Here is an 18,699-nt window from a genome sequence, read left to right as displayed (position 1 = left end):
TCCTCACCGGTCGTCGTGGTCGCTGCCGCCGGAAGCGGCGTCTTCGAGTTCGCGCAGGATGTGCTCCTCGACCAGCTCGGCGAGGGCGGAGACGGTGCGCGCGGTCAGGATGTCCCGCGGCGTCAGGTCGACGGCGAACGCCTCCTTGGCGCGGGAGGCGATCAGCAGACTGCGGACCGAGTCACCGCCCAGGGCGAAGAACTCGTCCCCCGCGCCGACCGGCGACACCTCAAGCACCTCCGACCAGATCTCCGCGATGACCTCCTCGGTGGGGGTGCGCGGGGCGATATGGGCGGCTGGTGCGGCGGTGGTGGCGGCCGGTCCCGGCGCGGGCAGCGCCGCACGGTCGGTCTTGCCGTTCTCGTTGAGCGGCAGCCGGTCCAGCACGGCGAACGCCGAGGGGACCATCGGGCCCGGCAGCGTCCGGCCCAGCCGGGTGCGCAGCTCGGTGTCGGCCGGGGCACCTGCCCCGGGCACCAGGACCAGATGGGCCACCAGCCGGCGCGCTCCGGGCTCGTCCTCCCGCACCGTCACCACGGCCTCCGCGACGGCGGGGTGGCCGCACAGCGCGGTCTCCACCTCACCGGCCTCGATGCGGTGGCCGTGCAGCTTGAGCTGGTGGTCGCCGCGGCCCAGGTGGTGCAGACGCCCTTCCGCGTCATAGCGGGCGAGGTCGCCGGTGCGGTACATCCGGGAGCCGGGCGGCCCGAACGGGTCGGCGACGAAGCGGGCGGCGGTCAGCCCGGCGCGGCCCAGATAGCCGCGGGCGAGCGAAGGGCCGCTGACCCACAGCTCGCCGACCGCCCCCACCGGCACCGGGCGCAGCCGCGCGTCGAGCAGATGCACCCGGGTGTTGGGGAGGGGCCGCCCGATCGGCGGCGGGGCGCCGTCGGGGTGGAGCGGTTCGGACCAGGTGGCCACCACGGTGGTTTCGGTCGGCCCGTACGCGTTGATCATGCGGTGGTGCGGCGCCCAGCGGGCGACGAGCTCGGCCCCGCAGGCGTCCCCTCCCACGATCAGCGTGCGCAGCTCGGGCAGCTCCCGCTCGGTGCCCGGGGGCAGTGTGGCGAGGGCGGCGGGCGGGATGAGGGTGTGGGTGATCCGCTGCCGCCGCAGCACCTCCGCGAGATGGCCGCCCAGCAGCGGTCCCTCCTCCGGCACCACCAGGGTGGCCCCGGACGGCAGCGCCATGCACAGCTCCAGTACGGAGGCGTCGAAACCGGGCGAGGAGAACCGCAGCACCCGGTCGCCCGGCCGGACCCGGAAGTGCTCGGCCTCGGCGGCGGCGAACCCGGCGATCCCGCGGTGGGTGACGACCACGCCCTTGGGGGTCCCGGTGGACCCGGAGGTGTAGATCACATACGCGGGGTCGTCCGGGTGGACGGCGGCGCGTCGGTCCTCGTCCGTGGGGCGGTGCGCCGGGGCGTCCGGCGCCTGGACCTCGGCGGCCCGCTCGATCACCAGGTGCGGGGCGGAGTCCTTGAGCATCAGCTCGACGCGCTCGGCCGGGTAGCCGGGGTCGATGGGCAGATAGGCGCCCCCTGCCTTGGCCACCGCGAGCCGGGCGACGACGGACTCCACCGAGCGGGGCAGCAGCAGCGCGACGATGCGGCCCGGGCCCACGCCCCGTCCGATGAGGTGATGGGCCAGGCGGTTGGCCCAGCAGTCCAGCTCCGCGTAGGTCAGCCGGAGCCCGGGGGAGTCCACCGCCGTGGCGTCGGGCCGGCGGTCCGCCGCCGCCTCGACGAGCTCCGCCCAGGTCGCCCCGGGCACCTGCCGTGCGGTGGCGTTCCACTCGACCAGGAGCCGGTGGCGCTCGGCGGCCGGGAGGACGTCGATCCGGTCCAGCGGCAGCTCCTCGGGGGCAGCGGCCAGCGCACCGAGGAGATGGGTGAGCCGGTCGGCCAGCGCCCCGGCGGTGGACTCCTCGAACAGCCGCGGGTCGTAGCCGAGTTCCACGCACAGTTCGGATCCGGGCGAAACCACCACGGTCAGCGCGTAGTTGGTGGACTCCAGGGCGTTGAGATCGCGCACCCGCAGCCCGTGTTCGGCCGCCGCGGAGCTGTTGATGGGGTAGCTCTCGAACACCACCAGGCTTTCGAAGAGGTCCGCCCCGGCGGGCAGTTCGCTCCATTCCCGCAGCTGGGCCAGCGGCACATGGCCGAAGCCGCGCGCGTCCGCCTGCCCGGCCTGGAGCGCACGCAGCCAGGCGGCGGTACCGGCGGCGCCGTCCACCGCGCACCGCACCGGGAGGGTGTTGATGAAGATGCCGGTGATGTCGTCCGCGCCGGGCAGCTCAGCGGGCCGCCCGGAGACCGTCGTCCCGAAGCAGACGTCCGGCTCACCGCTCAAGCGGGACATGAGCAAGGCCCAAGCTCCCTGCACGATCGTATTCAGAGTCAGCCGGTGTCGACGTGCGAAGTCCTGGAGGGCGGCCGTGTCCCGCTCACCGAGCCGGTGCGACAGCCAGCGCGAGGACCGGGTGGCGATCTCCGGCGTCGGCCTGCGGTCATAGGGGAGGGGAGTGGGCGAGGCGAATCCGTGCAGGGCCTGCCGCCAGTGCGCCTCGGCGCGTGTGCGGTCCTGACGGGCGAGCCAGCTCACATAGTCGGCGAACGGCCTGCGGGCCGGTAGTCGCGGCTGCTCACCGGCGGCCAGGGCGCCATGGGCGGCGAAGACATCGCCCAGCACCTGGAAGACGCTCCAGCCGTCCAGCAGCACATGGTGGAAGGTCCACAGCACCCGCACCTCAGCGGGGGAGAGCCGGGCCAGGGTGACGCGCAGCAGCGGGGCCGCGGTGAGCTCGATCCCGCGGGCGCGGTCCCGGTCCAGCAGCCGCTCCAGCTCGGCCGTGCGCTCGTCCTCCGTGAGGCCGCTCCAGTCCAGCTCCTCGACCGGTACGGTCGCGGTGCGGCGCACGATCATCAGCGGCTCGGGCACATCGTGCACCACCACCGCGCCGCGCAGCACCGGGGTGCGGTCCACGACATGCTGCCAGGCGGCGGCCAGCCCCCCGGAGTCGCGGACCCCGTCCAGGACGAAGGTCGCCTGCTCCACATAGAGCCCCTGGTCCCGCTGGGCCAGGGCATGGAAGACCAGTCCGGACTGGGTCGGGGTCAGCGGATGGATATCGGCCACATCCCGGCCGTCGCCCGCCAGCCGGTCGACGGTCTCCTGGTCAAGACCGGCCAGCGGGAAGTCCGACGGCGTGCGCCCGCCCGCGTGCCCGCTGGTGCACAGCCGGACGATCGCCCGCAGCTCCTCGGCCATCTCCTCGGCGAGCCGGCGCACCGTGGTGCGCCGGTGCAGCGACCGGGAATAGGACCAGCTGAGCTCGAGCCGCCGGTCCGCGACCCGCCCGATCACATCGAGCGGATGCGGCCGGGGCGCCTCCGGGCTCATATCGCCCTCCAGCCCACCGGCCAGGGCGTGCAGCAGACCGCCCGCCGGGGGCGCCCAGTCCTGCTGCCCGAGGTAGTTGAAGCTGATCTGCGGGGTGGCGGGGAGCCCGGAGGCGGCCGTGCCGGACAGCTGGCGCAGCGCGCCGAAGCCGAGGCCGTTCCCGGGGACCGCCCGCAGCCGCTCCTTGACGGCCTTCAGGGTCCGCTCCAGCTCCCAGTCGGCGGGTGCCTCGAGCGCGACGGGGAACATGCTGGTGAACCAGCCGACCGTACGGGACAGATCGACCCCGTCGAAGATCTCCTCCCGGCCGTGCCCCTCCAGGGCCACCGCCACCGTGTCCCGGCCGGTCCAGCGGGCCAGCACCCGTCCCAGGGCACACAGCAGCACATCGTTGACCCGGGTCCGGTAGGCGCCGGGCACCTTCTGCAGCAGCAGCCGGGTCTCCTCGGCGCCGAGCCGTACGGTCACCTCCTCCTCCGAGGCGGCGGTGTTGGGCCCTTCGCCGTCCATGGGGAGGTCGGCGGCGCCGTCGAAGGCCGCCCAGTGGCCGCGCTCGGCGTCGAAGCCCCCGGCGGCGGTGTGCTCGGCCAGACGCAGCGCCCAGGTGCGGAACGACGTGGTCTTGCGGCCCGGCTCCGGCGTACGTCCCGCGACGATCTGCCGGTAGGCGGTGTCCAGGTCCTCCAGCACGATGCGCCAGGAGACGGCGTCCACCACCAAGTGGTGGGCCGTCAGCAGCAGTACGGGCCGCTCCGTCGCGCCCCGGGTGAAGAGCGCGGCGCGCAGCAGCGGCCCCCGGGCCAGGTCGAACCCGGCCCGGATCCGCTCCGCCGTGCCGCGCATCACCGCCTCCCGCCGCTCGGGCGCCACGGCGGACAGATCGTGGACGTCCCAAGCCGGTTCCGCGTCCGGCGGGGCGTTGTGCTGGCGCACGGCGCCGTCCCCGGTCCGCTCGAAGCGCAGCCGCAGGGCGTCATGGTGGGTCAGCACCGTGGACAGGGCGGCGCGCAGCGCGCCCTGGTCCACCGGCGCGGTCAGCTCGGCCGCGACCGACTGGGTGAAGTGCCCCGCCGTGGCGCCCAGTTGGTCGAAGAGCCAGTGCTGGATCGGGGTCAGCGGCACCTCGCCGACCACCGGACCGCGCTCGCCCCCGGGCGCCGTGGCCGGGGCCTCCCGCGCGGCCGCCGCCAGGTCCGCCACGGTCTGGTGGACGAAGAGATGGCGGGGGGTCAGCTCGATACCGGCGCGCCGGGCGGCGGAGACGATCTGGATGCTGAGGATGGAATCGCCACCGAGGGCGAAGTAGTTGTCCTCCACGCCGATCCGCTCGACCCCCAGCACCTCCGCCCAGATGGCGGCGAGTGCCTTCTCGGTCTCCGTGCGCGGCTCCACATGGCCGGTGGCGCGGGCCGCCCAGACCGGTGCGGGCAGCGCACGCCGGTCCAGCTTGCCGCTGGAACCCAGCGGCAGCCGGTCCAGGACCACCACGGCCGAGGGGACCATATGGTCCGGCAGGCTCGTGGTGAGGAACGCCCGGATCGCGGTGGTGTCCACCGGCGCGGAGCCCGGACGCGGCACCACATAACCGGCCAGCCGCTTGTGGCCGCCGGTGTCGACGACGGCCGCCGCCGCCTCGGCGACACCGGGATGGCGCGCCAGCGCCGCCTCGACCTCGCCCAGTTCGATGCGGAAGCCACGCACCTTGACCTGCTCGTCCGTTCTGCCCAGGTACTCCAGCTGTCCCCGCTCGTCCCAGCGGACCAGGTCGCCGGTGCGGTACATCCGGCCGCCCGTGGGCCCGTACGGATCGGCCGTGAACCGCTGCGCGGTCAGCCCCGCCCGGCCGTAGTACCCCCGGGCGAGGCCCGGCCCCGCCAGGTACAGCTCGCCCGGCACACCGACCGGCACCGGCCGCAGCCGCGCGTCCAGGGCGTAGGCCCGGGTGGCGGCCACCGGGGCGCCGATGAGCGGGGTGCGGTCCGGGTCGGCGGGGTCGCAGGTCCAGGCGGTGGCGTAGACGGTGGCCTCGGTGGGCCCGTAGACGTTCGCCACCCGGCAGCCGGGGATGGCCGCGCGGACCTCCTTGACGGTGCGGGCGGCCAGCCCCTCGCCCGCCAGCACCACGGTGTCCGCCGTCACCGAGACCGACCCCCTGCCGAGCACCTGCCCGAGCGCCGACGGCACGGCGCTGATCAGGCTCGCCGTCCAGGCCTCCGTCCGCTCGGCCAGGGTGAGCAGATCGCGGACGATCTCGATGGCGCCGCCGGCCAGCAGCGGGCACAGGATCTCGAAGACCGACACGTCGAAGTTCAGGGAGGTCGAGGCCACCACGTGGGAGAGCCCCTGGGTGCCGAACTCCTCCCGCGCCCACGCGGCCAGCGCCGCCACGCTCTCATGGGTGACCACGACGCCCTTGGGCGTACCGGTCGACCCCGAGGTGTGGATGGCGTACGCCGGATGGCCGGGCAGCAGCGGGCCGCGCCGCTCGGCGCCGCCGATGTCCTGGGCGGGCAGCCGCGCCAGCCGCTCCCGGAACTCCGCGTCGTCCAGCAGGATCCGCCCGCCGCCCGCCCCGGCCGGGATCCGGTCCGCCACCTCCCCGGTGGTCACCACCGTGTCCGGGGCGATGTCGCCGAGCATGAAGGCGATCCGCTCCGCCGGATACGCCGGGTCGACCGGAAGATAGGCCGCCCCGCTCTTGAGCACCGCCACCACCGCCACCACCAGCTCCGGTGTGCGCGGCAGCGCCAGGGCCACGAAGCGCTCCGGTCCGGCGCCCGCGGCGATCAGCAGCCGGGCCAGCCGGTTGGCGCGCTCGTTCAGCTCCCGGTAGGTCAGCGGCCCGCCGTCGCCCATCACCGCCACCGCGTCCGGGGTACGGGCCGCCCGCGCCTCGAAGAGCGCGGGCAGCACCGCGTCCGGCGCCGCGGAGACCGGGCCGCTGAAGCGGTCGAGGATCCCGCGCGTCTCGGCTTCGCCGGTCAGCGGCAGTTCGTCCAGCCGCCGCTCCGGATCGGCCGCCATCTCCACCAACAGGTTCCGCAGACAGCCGCCCAGCCGCTCGATCGTCGGGGCGTCGAACGCGCCGGGGTCGTAGTCCAGGCAGATCGACAGCCGCTCCTCGGGCGCCACCACCACGCTGAGCGCGTAGTTGGTGGGCTCCACATCCCGCTCCTGCCGGATGCCCAGGCCGTGGGCCGCGATGGCCTCGCCGTCGAACGGGTAGTTCTCGAAGACCACGATCGAGTCGAAGAGGCTCACCCCGCCGGGCACCTCGCTCCAGCTCCCCAGCTGCGCCAGGGACACGAACTCGTAGAGCCGGGACTCCGACTGTGCCGACTGCAGCTCCCGCAGCCAGTCAAGCAGTCCGCTCTCCCCGGCCACCCGGACCCGGGTGGGGATGGTGTTGATGAACACCCCGACCATGGACTCGACACCCGGCAGCGCCGCCGGCCGCCCCGAGACGGTGGTGCCGAAGCACACGTCGTCGGCCCCGCCGTACCGGGACAGCAGCAGTGCCCAGGCCCCCTGTACCACCGTGTTCATCGTCAGCCCGCACCGCTGCGCGGTGGTACGGAGCCGGGCGGACTCCTCGGCGCCCAGTGTGACCCGGTGCGAGCCGGAGGAGGCGCTGCGGTGCGCCTCCGCCGCGGGCCGGTCCCGCGGCAGTTCGGTGGGCGAGGTGAACCCCGCAAGCGCCGTACGCCAATACCGCTCGGCCTCCGCCGTGTCCTGCTCGCCCAGCCAGCCCAGGTACCCGCGGAAGGGCTGGCGTGCGGGCACCACGGGCGCCCGTTCCGAGACCAGCGCCGCGTACCGCTCGCAGACCTCGTCGAAGACCTGAGCCGCGCTCCAGCCGTCGAGCAGCACATGGTGGAAGGTCCAGACGATCCGCACCTCGTCGGCGGACAGCCGGATCAGCGCCAGCCGCATCAGCGGCGCCGTGGCCAGGTCGATCCCCTCGGCCCGGTCCTCGGCGAGCATCCGGTCCAGTTCGGCCTCGCGCCACTCCGCGGGCCGCCGCGCCCAGTCGTGGTGGACGATCCGCAGCGCCGCCCGGTCCGTCACGACCTGCAGCGGCTCCGGGGTGTCCGCCCACACCAGATGGGTGCGCAGGATCGGATTGGCGTCCACCGTCCGCTGCCACGCGGTGGCCAGCGACCGCGGATCGCCCACCCCGGTCAGCGTCAGCTGGACCTGGTTGACATACGCGTCCGACGCCGGGTCCATCAGCCCGTGGAACAGCATCCCGGCCTGGGTCGGGGTCAGCGGATAGATGTCCTCCACCGCCCGGCCGCCGGCGGCGATCCGGTCCACCGCGGCCTGGTCGAGCCGGGCCAGCGGGAAGTCCGACGGGGTACGGCCGCCCGCCGCCGGGTCGGCGCAGTGGCCGATGATCTCCTCCAGCGCGCGGAGCATCCCCCGCGCCAGCCCCGCCACCGTCTCCTCGGTGTGCGTCCCCGTGCCGTAGTACCAGGTGACCTCCAGGCACCGGCGCTCCACCCGGCCCACGACGTCCAGCAGATGCGCCCGGGCCGTGCCGGGCGCGGCGTCACCGCCGAGACCACCCCGTACGGTGCGGACGAGACCGGTGTCGTCATCCGCCGCCGACCAGTCGAACTGCCCGAGGTAGTTGAAGCTGATCCCGGGCCCGGCCGCGTCCAGGAGCCCGGAGCCGGGGGAGAGGTGGCGCAGCGCGCCGTAGCCGATGCCGCGTGCGGGCACCGCCCGCAGCTGCTCCTTGACGGACTTCAGCGTCTCGCCCCAGCCGCCCGCCGGAACGTCCAGGACGACCGGATAGAGGCTGGTGAACCAGCCGACGGTGCGGGACAGGTCCACCCCGTCCAGCAGGTGCTCCTCCCGGCCGTGGCCCTCCAGGTCCACGGCGATCCGGCGCCGCCCGGTCCAGTCACCGAGCACCCGGCCAAGCGCCGCGAGCAGCACATCGTCCACGCGGGTGCGGTAGACCTCGGGCACCTGTCGCAGCAGGGCCCCGGTGCGCTCCCGGTCGAGACGGACGGTGACCGATGCCATGGACGCCACCGTGTTGTCCCCCGCGCCGTCCACGGGCAGCCCGGTGGCGCACTCCGCGGCCACGGCCCGCCAGTGGGGGAGTTCGGCGTCGAAGCCGCCGGCGGTGGTGTGGTCGGTCAGCTTGCGGGACCAGTCCCGCACGGACGTGGTGCGCGGGCCGAGGCCGGCCCGCCCGCCGGAGAGCAACTGCCGGTACGCGGTGTTCAGGTCCTCCAGCAGCACCCGCCAGGAGACACCGTCCACCACGAGGTGGTGAGCGGTCAGGAAGAGCGTCGGCCGCTGCCCCGCGCCGCGGTGGAACAGCCGCGCGGCCAGCAGCGGCCCCCGCGCCAGGTCGAACCCGGCCCGCGCCTCCGCCATCGCCGCGTCCTCGGCGGCCCGGCAGCGGTCCGCGTCGAGCCCCGACAGGTCGTGCTCCCGCAGGGGCGCCGGTGCGGCCGGGTCCGGCGGCGGGCAGTACTGCCGCGGGCCCCCGTCGGTGCCTGGCCCGAACCGCATGCGCAGCGCGTCATGGTGGACCAGCAGCGCGTCGAGCGCCGCGCGCAGCGCGCGGAGGTCAGGCTCCCGCTGGAGCTCCACGGCCACGGACTGGTTGAAGTGGCCGGGCCGGTCGGCCCGCAGACGGAAGAACCAGTGCTGGATCGGGGTGAGCGGCACCTCGCCGGTCACCGGCCCGGTGTCGGCGGCGGGCGTGGCGGTGGGCGTGGTGACGGCGGCGAGCGCGGCGATGGTGGGATGCCGGAAGAGCTCCCGGGGGGTGAGGGCCAGCCCCGCCTGCCGGGCGCGGGAGGCCACCTGGATGCTGAGGATCGAATCCCCGCCCAGATGGAAGAAGTTGTCCTCGGCGCCGATGCGCTCCCGGTCCAGCAGGGTGCCCCAGATCTCCGCGAGGGTCCGCTCGGTGTCGGTACGGGGCGCCACATACCCCGCCGTCCCGGCCGCCGCCGGGTCGGGCGCGGGCAGCCTGCGGCGGTCCACCTTGCCGTTGCGGGTGAGCGGCAGCGCGTCCAGGGCGACGAACGCCGAGGGCACCATGTAGTCGGGCAGCAGGCCGCCCAGGAAGGACCGCAGCTCCCCGGCACCGGGCACCCCGGCCCCCGCCACCGGCACCGCGTAGCCGGTCAGCAGCGTGCGGTCGGCCACCCGGGCGAGCGTGACCACCGCCTCCGCCACGGCCTCGTGGCGGGTCAGCGCGGCCTCGATCTCGCCCGGCTCGATGCGGAAGCCCCGGACCTTCAGCTGGTCGTCGGCGCGGCCCACGAAGCGCAGTTCACCGTCGTCGGTCCAGGCCGCGATGTCCCCGGTGCGGTACATCCGGGAGCCGGACGGCCCGAACGGATCGGCGAGGTACCGCTCGGCGGTGGCGCCGGGGCGGCCGTGGTAGCCGCGCGCCACCCCGGCCCCCGCGATGTACAACTCCCCGGGAACGCCCGGCGGTTGCGGCTGGAGCGCGCCATCGAGGACATACGTCCGGGTGTTGTCAAGCGGCCGTCCGATGGGCAGCGAGCGCGGCAGCTCCGCACCGGCGCGGAACGGGCGCCGGGTGGCGAAGGTCGTGGTCTCGGTGGGCCCGTAGCCGTCCACCACCGTCAGCTCGGGGCAGGCCGCGAGCACCCGGCGCACCGCGCCCGGGGGCACCGCCTCACCGCCGGTCCACACCTCCCGGGCGCCGCGCAGACACTCCGGCGCCTCCTGCGCCAGCAGCCGGAACAGCCCGGCGGTCAGCCATAGGCAGCTCACCCCGTACTCGGCGATCGCCCGGCGCACGGTGTCCGCGTCCACGTCCCCGGCGGGCGCCAGCACGGCCCGGCCGCCGCGCAGCAGCGGTACCCACAGCTCGTACGTCGAGGCGTCGAACGCCTGGGGCGAGTGCACCAGCACCCGGTCGTGGTCCGCGAAGGCGCGGTCCGCGACGAGGGCGGTCACATCGCGGTGGCGCACCGCGACGCCCTTGGGCCGTCCCGTGGAGCCCGAAGTGAACATCAGGTACAGGGCGTTGTCGGGGGAGAGCGCCACGTTCGGCGGCTGCGACGGGCCGTTGCCGTCGTCGCCTGACGCACACTCCACGAGCAGGGTCCGGCGGTCGCCCGAGATGTCCGCCGCCGTGCGCTCCCAGGCGCGGTCGGCCAGCAGCACCTCCGCGCCCGCCTCCGCCAGCACGCTCCGCAGCCGGTCCCCGGGCGCCCGGCTGTCCAGCGGTACGTACACCCCGCCCGCCTTGACGACCGCCAGCAGCGCCACCACCAGCTCGACCGACCGGTCCATCAGGACGGCCACCGGGCGCTCCGGGCCGACGCCCCGGCCGATCAGCCGGTGGGCCAGCCGGTTGGCGCGGAGGTCCAGCTCCCGGTAGCTCACCGGGCCCGCCTCGCCGTCCAGGGCCGTCGCCTCCGGAGCACACCGCACCTGCTCGGCGAACAGCCCGGCCACCGTGGACTCGGGAAGGGGCACCGCGGTGTCGTTCCACTCCCGGAGCACCTGGTGGCGCCGGGCGGCGGTGAGCATCGGCAGGTGTGCGGGGGCCAGGTCCGGGGTGTCGGCCATGGCCGTCAGCAGCACCGTCAGATGCTCCGCCAGCCGCCGGGCGGTGGCCCCGTCGAACAGCGCTGGGTCGTGGCCGAGCCGCAGCGCCAGTTCCTCGCCGGGGTAGACCACCAGGGACAGCGGGTAGTTGGTGGTCTCGACGCCGGTCAGCTCGCGCAGGGCGAGGCCGTGCGCGGCGGCGAGGTCCCCGCCGACCGGATAGTTCTCGAAGACCACGATGGAGTCGAAGAGGTTCGCCCGCTCGGGCAGACCGGTCCAGGACCGCAGCCTGGTGAGCGGCACGAAGTCGAACCGCCGGTCCTCGGTCTGCCCGGACTGCACCGCGCTCAGCCAGGACAGCAGCGTGCACCCGGACGGCACCGTGAGACGGGTCGGCACGGTGGTGATGAACAGCCCGTTCATCGTCTCCACGCCCGGCAGTTCCGGCGGCCGTCCGGACACCGTGGTCCCGAAGACCACGTCCTCGCGGCCGGACAGCCGGGCCAGCAGCAGCGCCCAGGCGCCCTGCACCACGGTGTTCAGGGTCAGCCCCTCGCCCCGGGCCAGGGCCTGGAGCCGCCGGGTGGTGGTGGCGGGCAGGGTCACGCGGACGTCCTCGGTGGACTCGGCGTGATGGGTCTCGGTGGGCTCCCGGTCGTACGGCAGCGGGGTGGGCTCGGTGAGATCGCCGAGCCTGGCCCGCCAGTGCTCCTCGGCCAGGGCCCCGTCGCGCTCCCGCAGCCAGGCCACATAGTCGCCGAACGGGCGGCGGCCGGGCAGACCGTCGGCCATGGCCGCGCCGGACGCCCCGGCCCGCGCCCGTGCATGGCAGTGGAAGACATCGGAGAGCACCTGGAACAGGCTCCAGCCGTCCAGGATCAGATGGTGGAACGTCCACACCACCTGGACCTCGGTCTCCGACAGCCGGGCCAGCGCCAGCCGCGTCAGCGGGGCGGCGGCCAGGTCGAGACCGCGCTCCCGGTCCTCGGCGAGGAACCTCCGCAGCTCCTCCCGGCGCTCGTCCGGGCCGGACAGATGACGCCAGTCGAGCAGGGCCACCGGGATCCGGACCCCGCGCTCCACCACCTGGACCGGCTCCGACACCCCCTCCCACACCGCGCGGGCGCGCAACACCTGGGTGCGGTCGGCGACCCGCTGCCAGGCCGCGGCCAGCGCCGCCGGCTCCGGCACCCCGTCGAGTACGAAGGTGAGCTGCTGGAAGTAGGCCCGCCGGTCGCCCTGCGCCAGGGCGTGGAACAGCATGCCGGTCTGGGTGGGGGTCAGCGGGTAGATGTCCTCCACCGTGCCGCCGTTCCCGGCCAGCCGGTCCACGGCGGTCTGGTCGAGGGCGGCGAGCGGGAAGTCGGACGGGGTGCGGCCGCCCGCCCCGGGCGCGCTGCCGTGCCGGGCGATCTCGCACAGCGCCTCGCGGAACTCCCCGGCGAGCCGGGCGACCGTCTCCTCCCGGTGCAGACGGGCGGAGTAGAACCAGGTGAACTCCAGGCCGTCCTCCCGGGCCCGGCCCACCACCTCCAGCGGATGCGGGCGCGGCGAGGCGGGGTCGGCGTCCAGGGCCAGCTCCCGGTGGAGGCCGCGGAAGAGCCCGTCGCCGCCGCCCGGCGCCTCGAACCGGCCGAGGTAGTTGAAGCTGATCCCGGCCGTGGGGCCGTCGGGGAGGCCCGCGCCATCGAGCAGATGGCGCCGCACCCCGTAGCCGAGACCGCGCCGCGGCACGGCCCGCATCTGCTCCTTGACGGATTTCAGCACCTCGCCCCAGCCGCCGTCCGGAAGGTCGAGCGCCACCGGGAAGCGGGTGGTGAACCAGCCGACCGTACGGGACAGGTCCAGGTCCGCGAAGAGCTCCTCGCGGCCGTGGCCCTCCACGTCCACCGGCACCCGGGCGCGCCCGGTCCAGCGGTGCAGCACCCGGGCCAGCGCGCTCAGCAGCACATCGTTGACCTGGGTGCGGTAGGCCTCGGGGAGCGTGTGGAGGAGTGCGGCGGTCTCCTCGGGGCCGAGCCGTACGGTGACCGACCGGGCCGAGGCATAGGTGTTCGCCCCGGCCGCCCCGCGCAGGTCGGTCGGCAGCGCGGGGTCACAGGCCCCGGCCAGACCGGTCCAGTACGCCTCCTCGTCGGCGAACCCGCCTTCCCTCGCATGGGAGTTGAGCCGCAGCGCCCAGCGGCGCAGCGGCGATGACTTCGCGGGCAGCCCGGCCCCCTCGTCATGGGCCGCCCGCCGGTAGGCACTGTCAAGGTCCTCCAGGAGGACGCGCCAGGCCACCCCGTCCACCACCGCGTGATGGATGGTGAGGTGGAGGACCGGGTGCGGCCCGGCCTCCCGGTCGAGCACCGCCCGCATCAGCGGCCCCTCGGCCAGGTCGAAGCGGCCCAAGTGCCCGGCGCCGGTGGTCTCGAGCGGTACCCGGACGGCCGCCGGGTCCTCGATCCGCTGGTACCAGCCCCCGTCCCGCCGGTGGAAGCGGGAGCGCAGGGCGTCATGGTGGTCCACCAGCGCGTCCAGGGCGTGCCGCAGCGCGTCCTCGTCCACGTCCTCGGGCAGCACCAGGGAGACGGTCTGGTTGAAGTGCCCGGCCCGCTCGGGGTCGGTGGTGAACAGCCAGTGCTGAATGGGGGTCAGCGGCAGTTCCCCGGTGGCCGTCGCGTCCCCCTCGGCGGCGGGCCCGGCCGGGGCCGCGGTGGTGTCCAGGTGCAGGGCCAGCGCGGCGATCGTCTGATGGCGGTAGACATCGCGCGAGGTGACGGCGAGCCCGGCCCGCCGCGCCTGGGAGACCAGCTGGATGCTGAGGATCGAATCGCCGCCGAGGGAGAAGAAGTTGTCCTCCATCCCCACGCGCTCCACCCGCAGGATCCGGGCCCAGACCGCCGCCAGGGTGCGCTCGGTGGCGGTCCGGGGCGCCACATAGCCCGGTGCCGCGGCCTCGGCCCAGTCCGGCTCGGGGAGCCGGCCGCGGTCCAGCTTGCCGTTGGGGTTGAGCGGCATCCGCTCCAGCACGACGACGGAGGCGGGCACCATGTAGTCGGGCAGCGAACGCCGCAGAAAGCGCCGCAGCCCCGCCGGGTCGGGCTCGGCGCCCGCGGCGGCCACCACATGGGCGATCAGCCGCCGATGGCCGCCGGTCTCCCGGGCCACGGCCGCGGCCTCGGCGATGTCGGGGTGGCGCAGCAGCGCCGTCTCCACCTCGCCCAGCTCGATGCGGAAGCCGCGGATCTTCACCTGGTCATCGGCTCTGCCGACGTACTCCAGCTGGCCCTCGCCGTTCCAGCGGACCAGGTCACCGGTGCGGTACATCCGGCTGCCCGGCGGCCCGAAGGGGTCGGCGAGAAACCGGTGGGCGGTCAGCCCGGGCCGCCGCAGATAGCCCCGGGCCAGGCCCTGCCCGCCCAGATACAGCTCACCGGTCACCCCGGGCGGCACCAGCCGCAGCGTCGGGTCCAGGACATACGCGCGGGTGCCCGCGACCGGGCGGCCGATCGGCGGGGCCTGCGGCGGCGCCTGACCGTCGCAGAACCAGCCGGTGGCGTACACGGTGGCCTCGGTCGGCCCGTAGAGATTGGCGATCCGGCAGGACGGCATGGCCTCCCGGATGTCCCGTACGGTCTGGGCGGGCAGCGCCTCGCCCGCCAGGACGACGGTCCGGGCCCCGTCCGCCGGGCGCTCCCCGCCCAGCAGCCGGGAGAACACCGAGGGCACCCCGCTGAGCAGCCCGGCCGCCCGTGGCCGCCCCCCGGGATCGGTGAGGGCGAGCAGGTCACCCACCACCTCGACGCTGCCGCCCGCCAGCAGCGGGCACAGGATCTCGAAGACCGACACATCGAAGTTGAGCGAGGTGGAGGCGACCACATCGGTCAGCCGCTCCCGCCCCAGCTCCGCCTCGGCCCAGGCCGCGAGCCCCGCCACGGCGCTGTGGGTGACCACCACGCCCTTGGGCCGGCCGGTGGATCCCGAGGTGTAGATGACATAGGCGGGATGGGCCGGGAGCAGCGGCCGCAGCCGTTCGGCGTCGGTGATGTCGCCGTCCGCGAGCCCGTCCAGCCGGGCGCGTACCTCCGGGTCGTCCAGCAGCAGCGGTGCGGTGTCCACGGGCAGACAGCCCACCGCCCCGGTGGTGGTGAGGATGATCGAGGGCGCGGCGTCCTCCAGCATGAACGCGATGCGCTCGGCGGGGTATTCGGGGTCCACCGGCAGATATCCGGCGCCCGCCTTGAGCACCGCCAGCAGGACGACGACGAGCTCGGCCGAGCGGGGCAGGGCGAGGGCCACCAGCCGCTCGGGACCGGCGCCCCCGGCGATGAGCAGCCGCGCCAGCCGGTTGGCGCGCCGGTTCACCTCGTCATAGGAGAGGCCGGCGTCCCCGCGGGTCACGGCGGTGGCGGCGGGCCGCCGCGCCACTTGGACGGCGAAGAGACCGGGCAGGGTGGCCTCGACCGCGGGCCGCTCGGGGCCATTCCAGGCGTCGAGCATCGCATGCCACTCGGCGTCGGCCAGCATCCGCAGCTCGACCAGGGTGGCGCCCGGATCGCCCACCATGGCGGTCAGCAGCCGGTGGAGATGCCCGGCCATCCGCTCGATCGTGGCGGCGTCGAACAGATCGGAGTTGAACTCCACGGTCAGCCCCAGCGAGCCGTCGTCGCGGGGCAGGAACTCCAGCACCAGGTCGAACCGCGCGGCCGGGCGGGGCAGGGCGTGCTCGGTGAACCGCACACCGCCCGCCTCCCGGCCGGGCACCAGGGCGCTCTGCTGGACGACCAGCGCCTGCACCAGGGGGTTGCGGCTGGGGTCGCGGCGCGGCGCCAGCTCCTCGACGACCCGCTCGAACGGCAGCCGGTCATGGCTGAAGGCGTCCAGCACCGTCTCGCGCATCGCGTCCAGGAACCGCTCGACCGTGCTGTCCCCGTCCACATCGGCGCGCAGCACCAGGGTGTTGACGAAGAACCCGGCGACCGACTCCAGCTCCTCGCGGTGGCGCCCGGCGGTCACGGTGCCCAAGGCGATGTCCCGCTGGCCCGAGTAGCGGGAGAACAGCACCGCGACGGCCGCCGCGAGCAGGGTGAACTGCGTGGTGTCCCGCTCCCTGCCGAGCCTGGCCAGCCCCGCCACCAGCTCGGCGGGCAGCTCACGGCGGTGCACCGCGCCCGCCGTGGTGCGCACCGGCGGGCGCGGGCGGTCGGTGGGCAGCTCCAGCGTCTGCATCCCGGCCAGCCGGTCACGCCAGTACGCCAGATCGGCGTCCGCACCGGCGGTGGCGGGGCGGCTGCGCTCCCACACCGCGAAGTCCGGGTACTGGAGGGCGGGTTCGGGGAGCGCGACCCCGGTGCCGGACACCTCGGCTGCGTAGAGCGCGGTCAGTTCGCGCACCAGCAGCCCGACCGACCAGCCGTCGGTGACGATGTGGTGCTGCGCCAGCAGCAGGATGTGTTCCCCGTCGGCGAGCCGGATCAGCAGCGCCCTGGTCAGCGGGGACCGTCTCAGGTCATAGGGGCGGTTCAGCTCGGCGGTCAGCGTGGCGTCCAGCGCCTCGGCGCGCCGCCGCGCCGGATGCCCGCCGAGGTCCACCCGCTCGAGCGGTACGGTCCCGTGCGCCGCCACCTGCTGCACCCCGTGCCCGTCCACGGTGGCGAAGGTGGTGCGCAGCGCGTCATGGCGGGCGGCGAGCCGGTCCAGCGCCCGGCGCAGCGCGGCCACCTCGAGCGGGCCGTCGAGCCGCAGCCCGGCCCCGGTGTTGTACTCGGTTCCGCCGGAGGTCAGATCGTCCAGGAACCACAGCCGCCGCTGGGCGGAGGACAGCGGCAGCGGACGGTCGCGCGGTGCGGGCGGGATCGGCGCTTCGGGCGTCCCGGCCGCCTCGGACGGCAACGTGGCCGCCAGCCGCGCCACCGTCCTGGCGTCGAGCAGAGCCCGCAGCGAGAGCCCCACGCCCAGCTCGGCCCGGACGCGGGCCAGCAGCCGCACCCCGAGGATGGAGTCGCCGCCCAGGCCCAGGAAGTCGTCCTCCACACCCACGCTGTCCACCGGCAGCACCTCGGACCAGATGCGGGCCAGGGCCTCCTCGGCGGGGGTGCGCGGGGCGATGTGGCGCGAGTCGCCGTCCGGCGCTGAGCGCGGGGCGGGCAGCGCCCGCCGGTCGATCTTGCGGTGCGGGGTCAGGGGGAACGCGTCCAGTACGACGTAGGCGGACGGCACCATATGCGCCGGGAGCACCCGGGCCACCGCGGCGCGGACCTCCGCCACCTTCGGCGGGGCCCCGCCGCCCGGCGGCACCACATAGCCGACCAGCCGCCTCTGGCCGGGCTCGTCCTCCCGTACGGTGACCACGGCGGAGCCCACCTGGGGATGGCGGGCCAACGCGGCCTCCACCTCGCCCAGTTCGATGCGGAAGCCGCGTACCTTGACCTGGTGGTCGGCCCGGCCCAGGAATTCCAGCTCGCCGTAGGCGTTCCAGCGGACCAGGTCACCGGTGCGGTACATCCGCGAACCGGGCGGGCCGAACGGGCAGGCGGTGAACCGCTCGGCGGTCAGCCCCGGCCGGTCGAGATAGCCCCGGGCCAGGCCCGCGCCGCCGATGCACAGCTCTCCGGTGGCCCCCACCGGTACCTGCCGCGCCGCCTCGTCCAGCACGAACACCCGGGTGTTGGGCAGCGGACGGCCGATCGGCGGGGCGCCGGTCCCCGCCGCCAGGGCGTCCGTCCAGCTGGCCACGACCGTGGCCTCCGTCGGGCCGTAGGAGTTGACCATCCGCCGCCCCGGTGCCCATAGGTCCACCAGATCGGCGGGGCACGCCTCGGCGCCCACGATCAGCGTGCGGAAGTCGGGCAGCCCGTCGTGCAGCTCCTCCGGGGGCACGGTGGCGAGCGCCGCCGGGGGGATCAGGGCATGGGTCACCCGCTTCTCCCGCAGGACCGACGCCAGCTCGGCGCCCAGCAGCGGCCCTTCCGGGGGCACCACCAGCGCCGCCCCGGCGAGCAGGGAGGAGCACAGCTCCAGTACGGAGGCGTCGAAGCTGGGCGAGGAGAACTGCAGCACCCGGTCACCGGGCCGGACCCGGTAGTGGGCGGCCGTCGCGGCGGAGAAGTTGCCAAGACCGGCGTGTGGCACCAGCACGCCCTTGGGCACGCCCGTGGAGCCGGAGGTGTAGATGACATAGGCGGGGTGTTCGGGGTACAGCGGGCCGAGCAGCTCCCCCCGACCCGGTGGGTGGTCCGGGCCCTCTCCGGCCCCCGCCTCCAGGATCTCCGCCGGATCGTCGAGCACGGCCACCGGCCGGGCGTCGGCCAGCATCATGGCCCGGCGCTCCTCGGGGTGCGCGGGATCGATCGGGAGGTAGGCGCCACCGGCCTTCGCCACCGCCAGCTCGGCCACCACCAGTTCGGCCGAGCGGGGCAGCACCAGCGCCACCACCCGCTCCGGCCCCACACCCCGCCCGATGAGCCGGTGGGCCAGCCGGTTCGCCCAGCGCTCGACCTCCCGGAAGGACCACTCGCGCCCGTCCGCCACCAGGGCCGGAGCCTCGGGGGTGCGCTTCGCCCGGAGGGCGAAGAGCTCGCCGAGCGGGGCGCGGGAGACGGCGCGGTCCGTGGCGTTCCACGCCTCCGGAGGGAGGTCCGGGGCGGGTTGGGGTGCGGACACCGATGAGGTTTCGCAGTCGTCCGTCATGGTGGGTTGTGGCCCTTCAGAGCGGTTGAACGGGCGGATGTGGGGGCGGCCCGGGCCGGCCGGGCC

The 18,699-nt window shown here is 75.0% G+C and carries 1 protein-coding gene; it reads right to left on the bottom strand.

What is annotated here, in order from left to right; translation table 11 throughout:
* Window positions 1-3 precede the first annotated feature (3 nt).
* Window positions 4-18,633: a non-ribosomal peptide synthetase gene (locus VT50_RS13665; RefSeq protein WP_079343830.1), complete on the bottom strand. Its 18,630-nt coding sequence runs from the start codon at window positions 18,631-18,633 to the stop codon at window positions 4-6.
* Between the last annotated feature and the right edge of the window lie 66 nt (window positions 18,634-18,699).

Source organism: Streptomyces antioxidans (assembly GCF_000968685.2).
Lineage (GTDB): Bacteria > Actinomycetota > Actinomycetes > Streptomycetales > Streptomycetaceae > Streptomyces > Streptomyces antioxidans.
The sequence above is the reverse complement of the archived record's forward strand: the minus strand, read 5'-3'. Positions and strand labels throughout refer to the sequence as shown.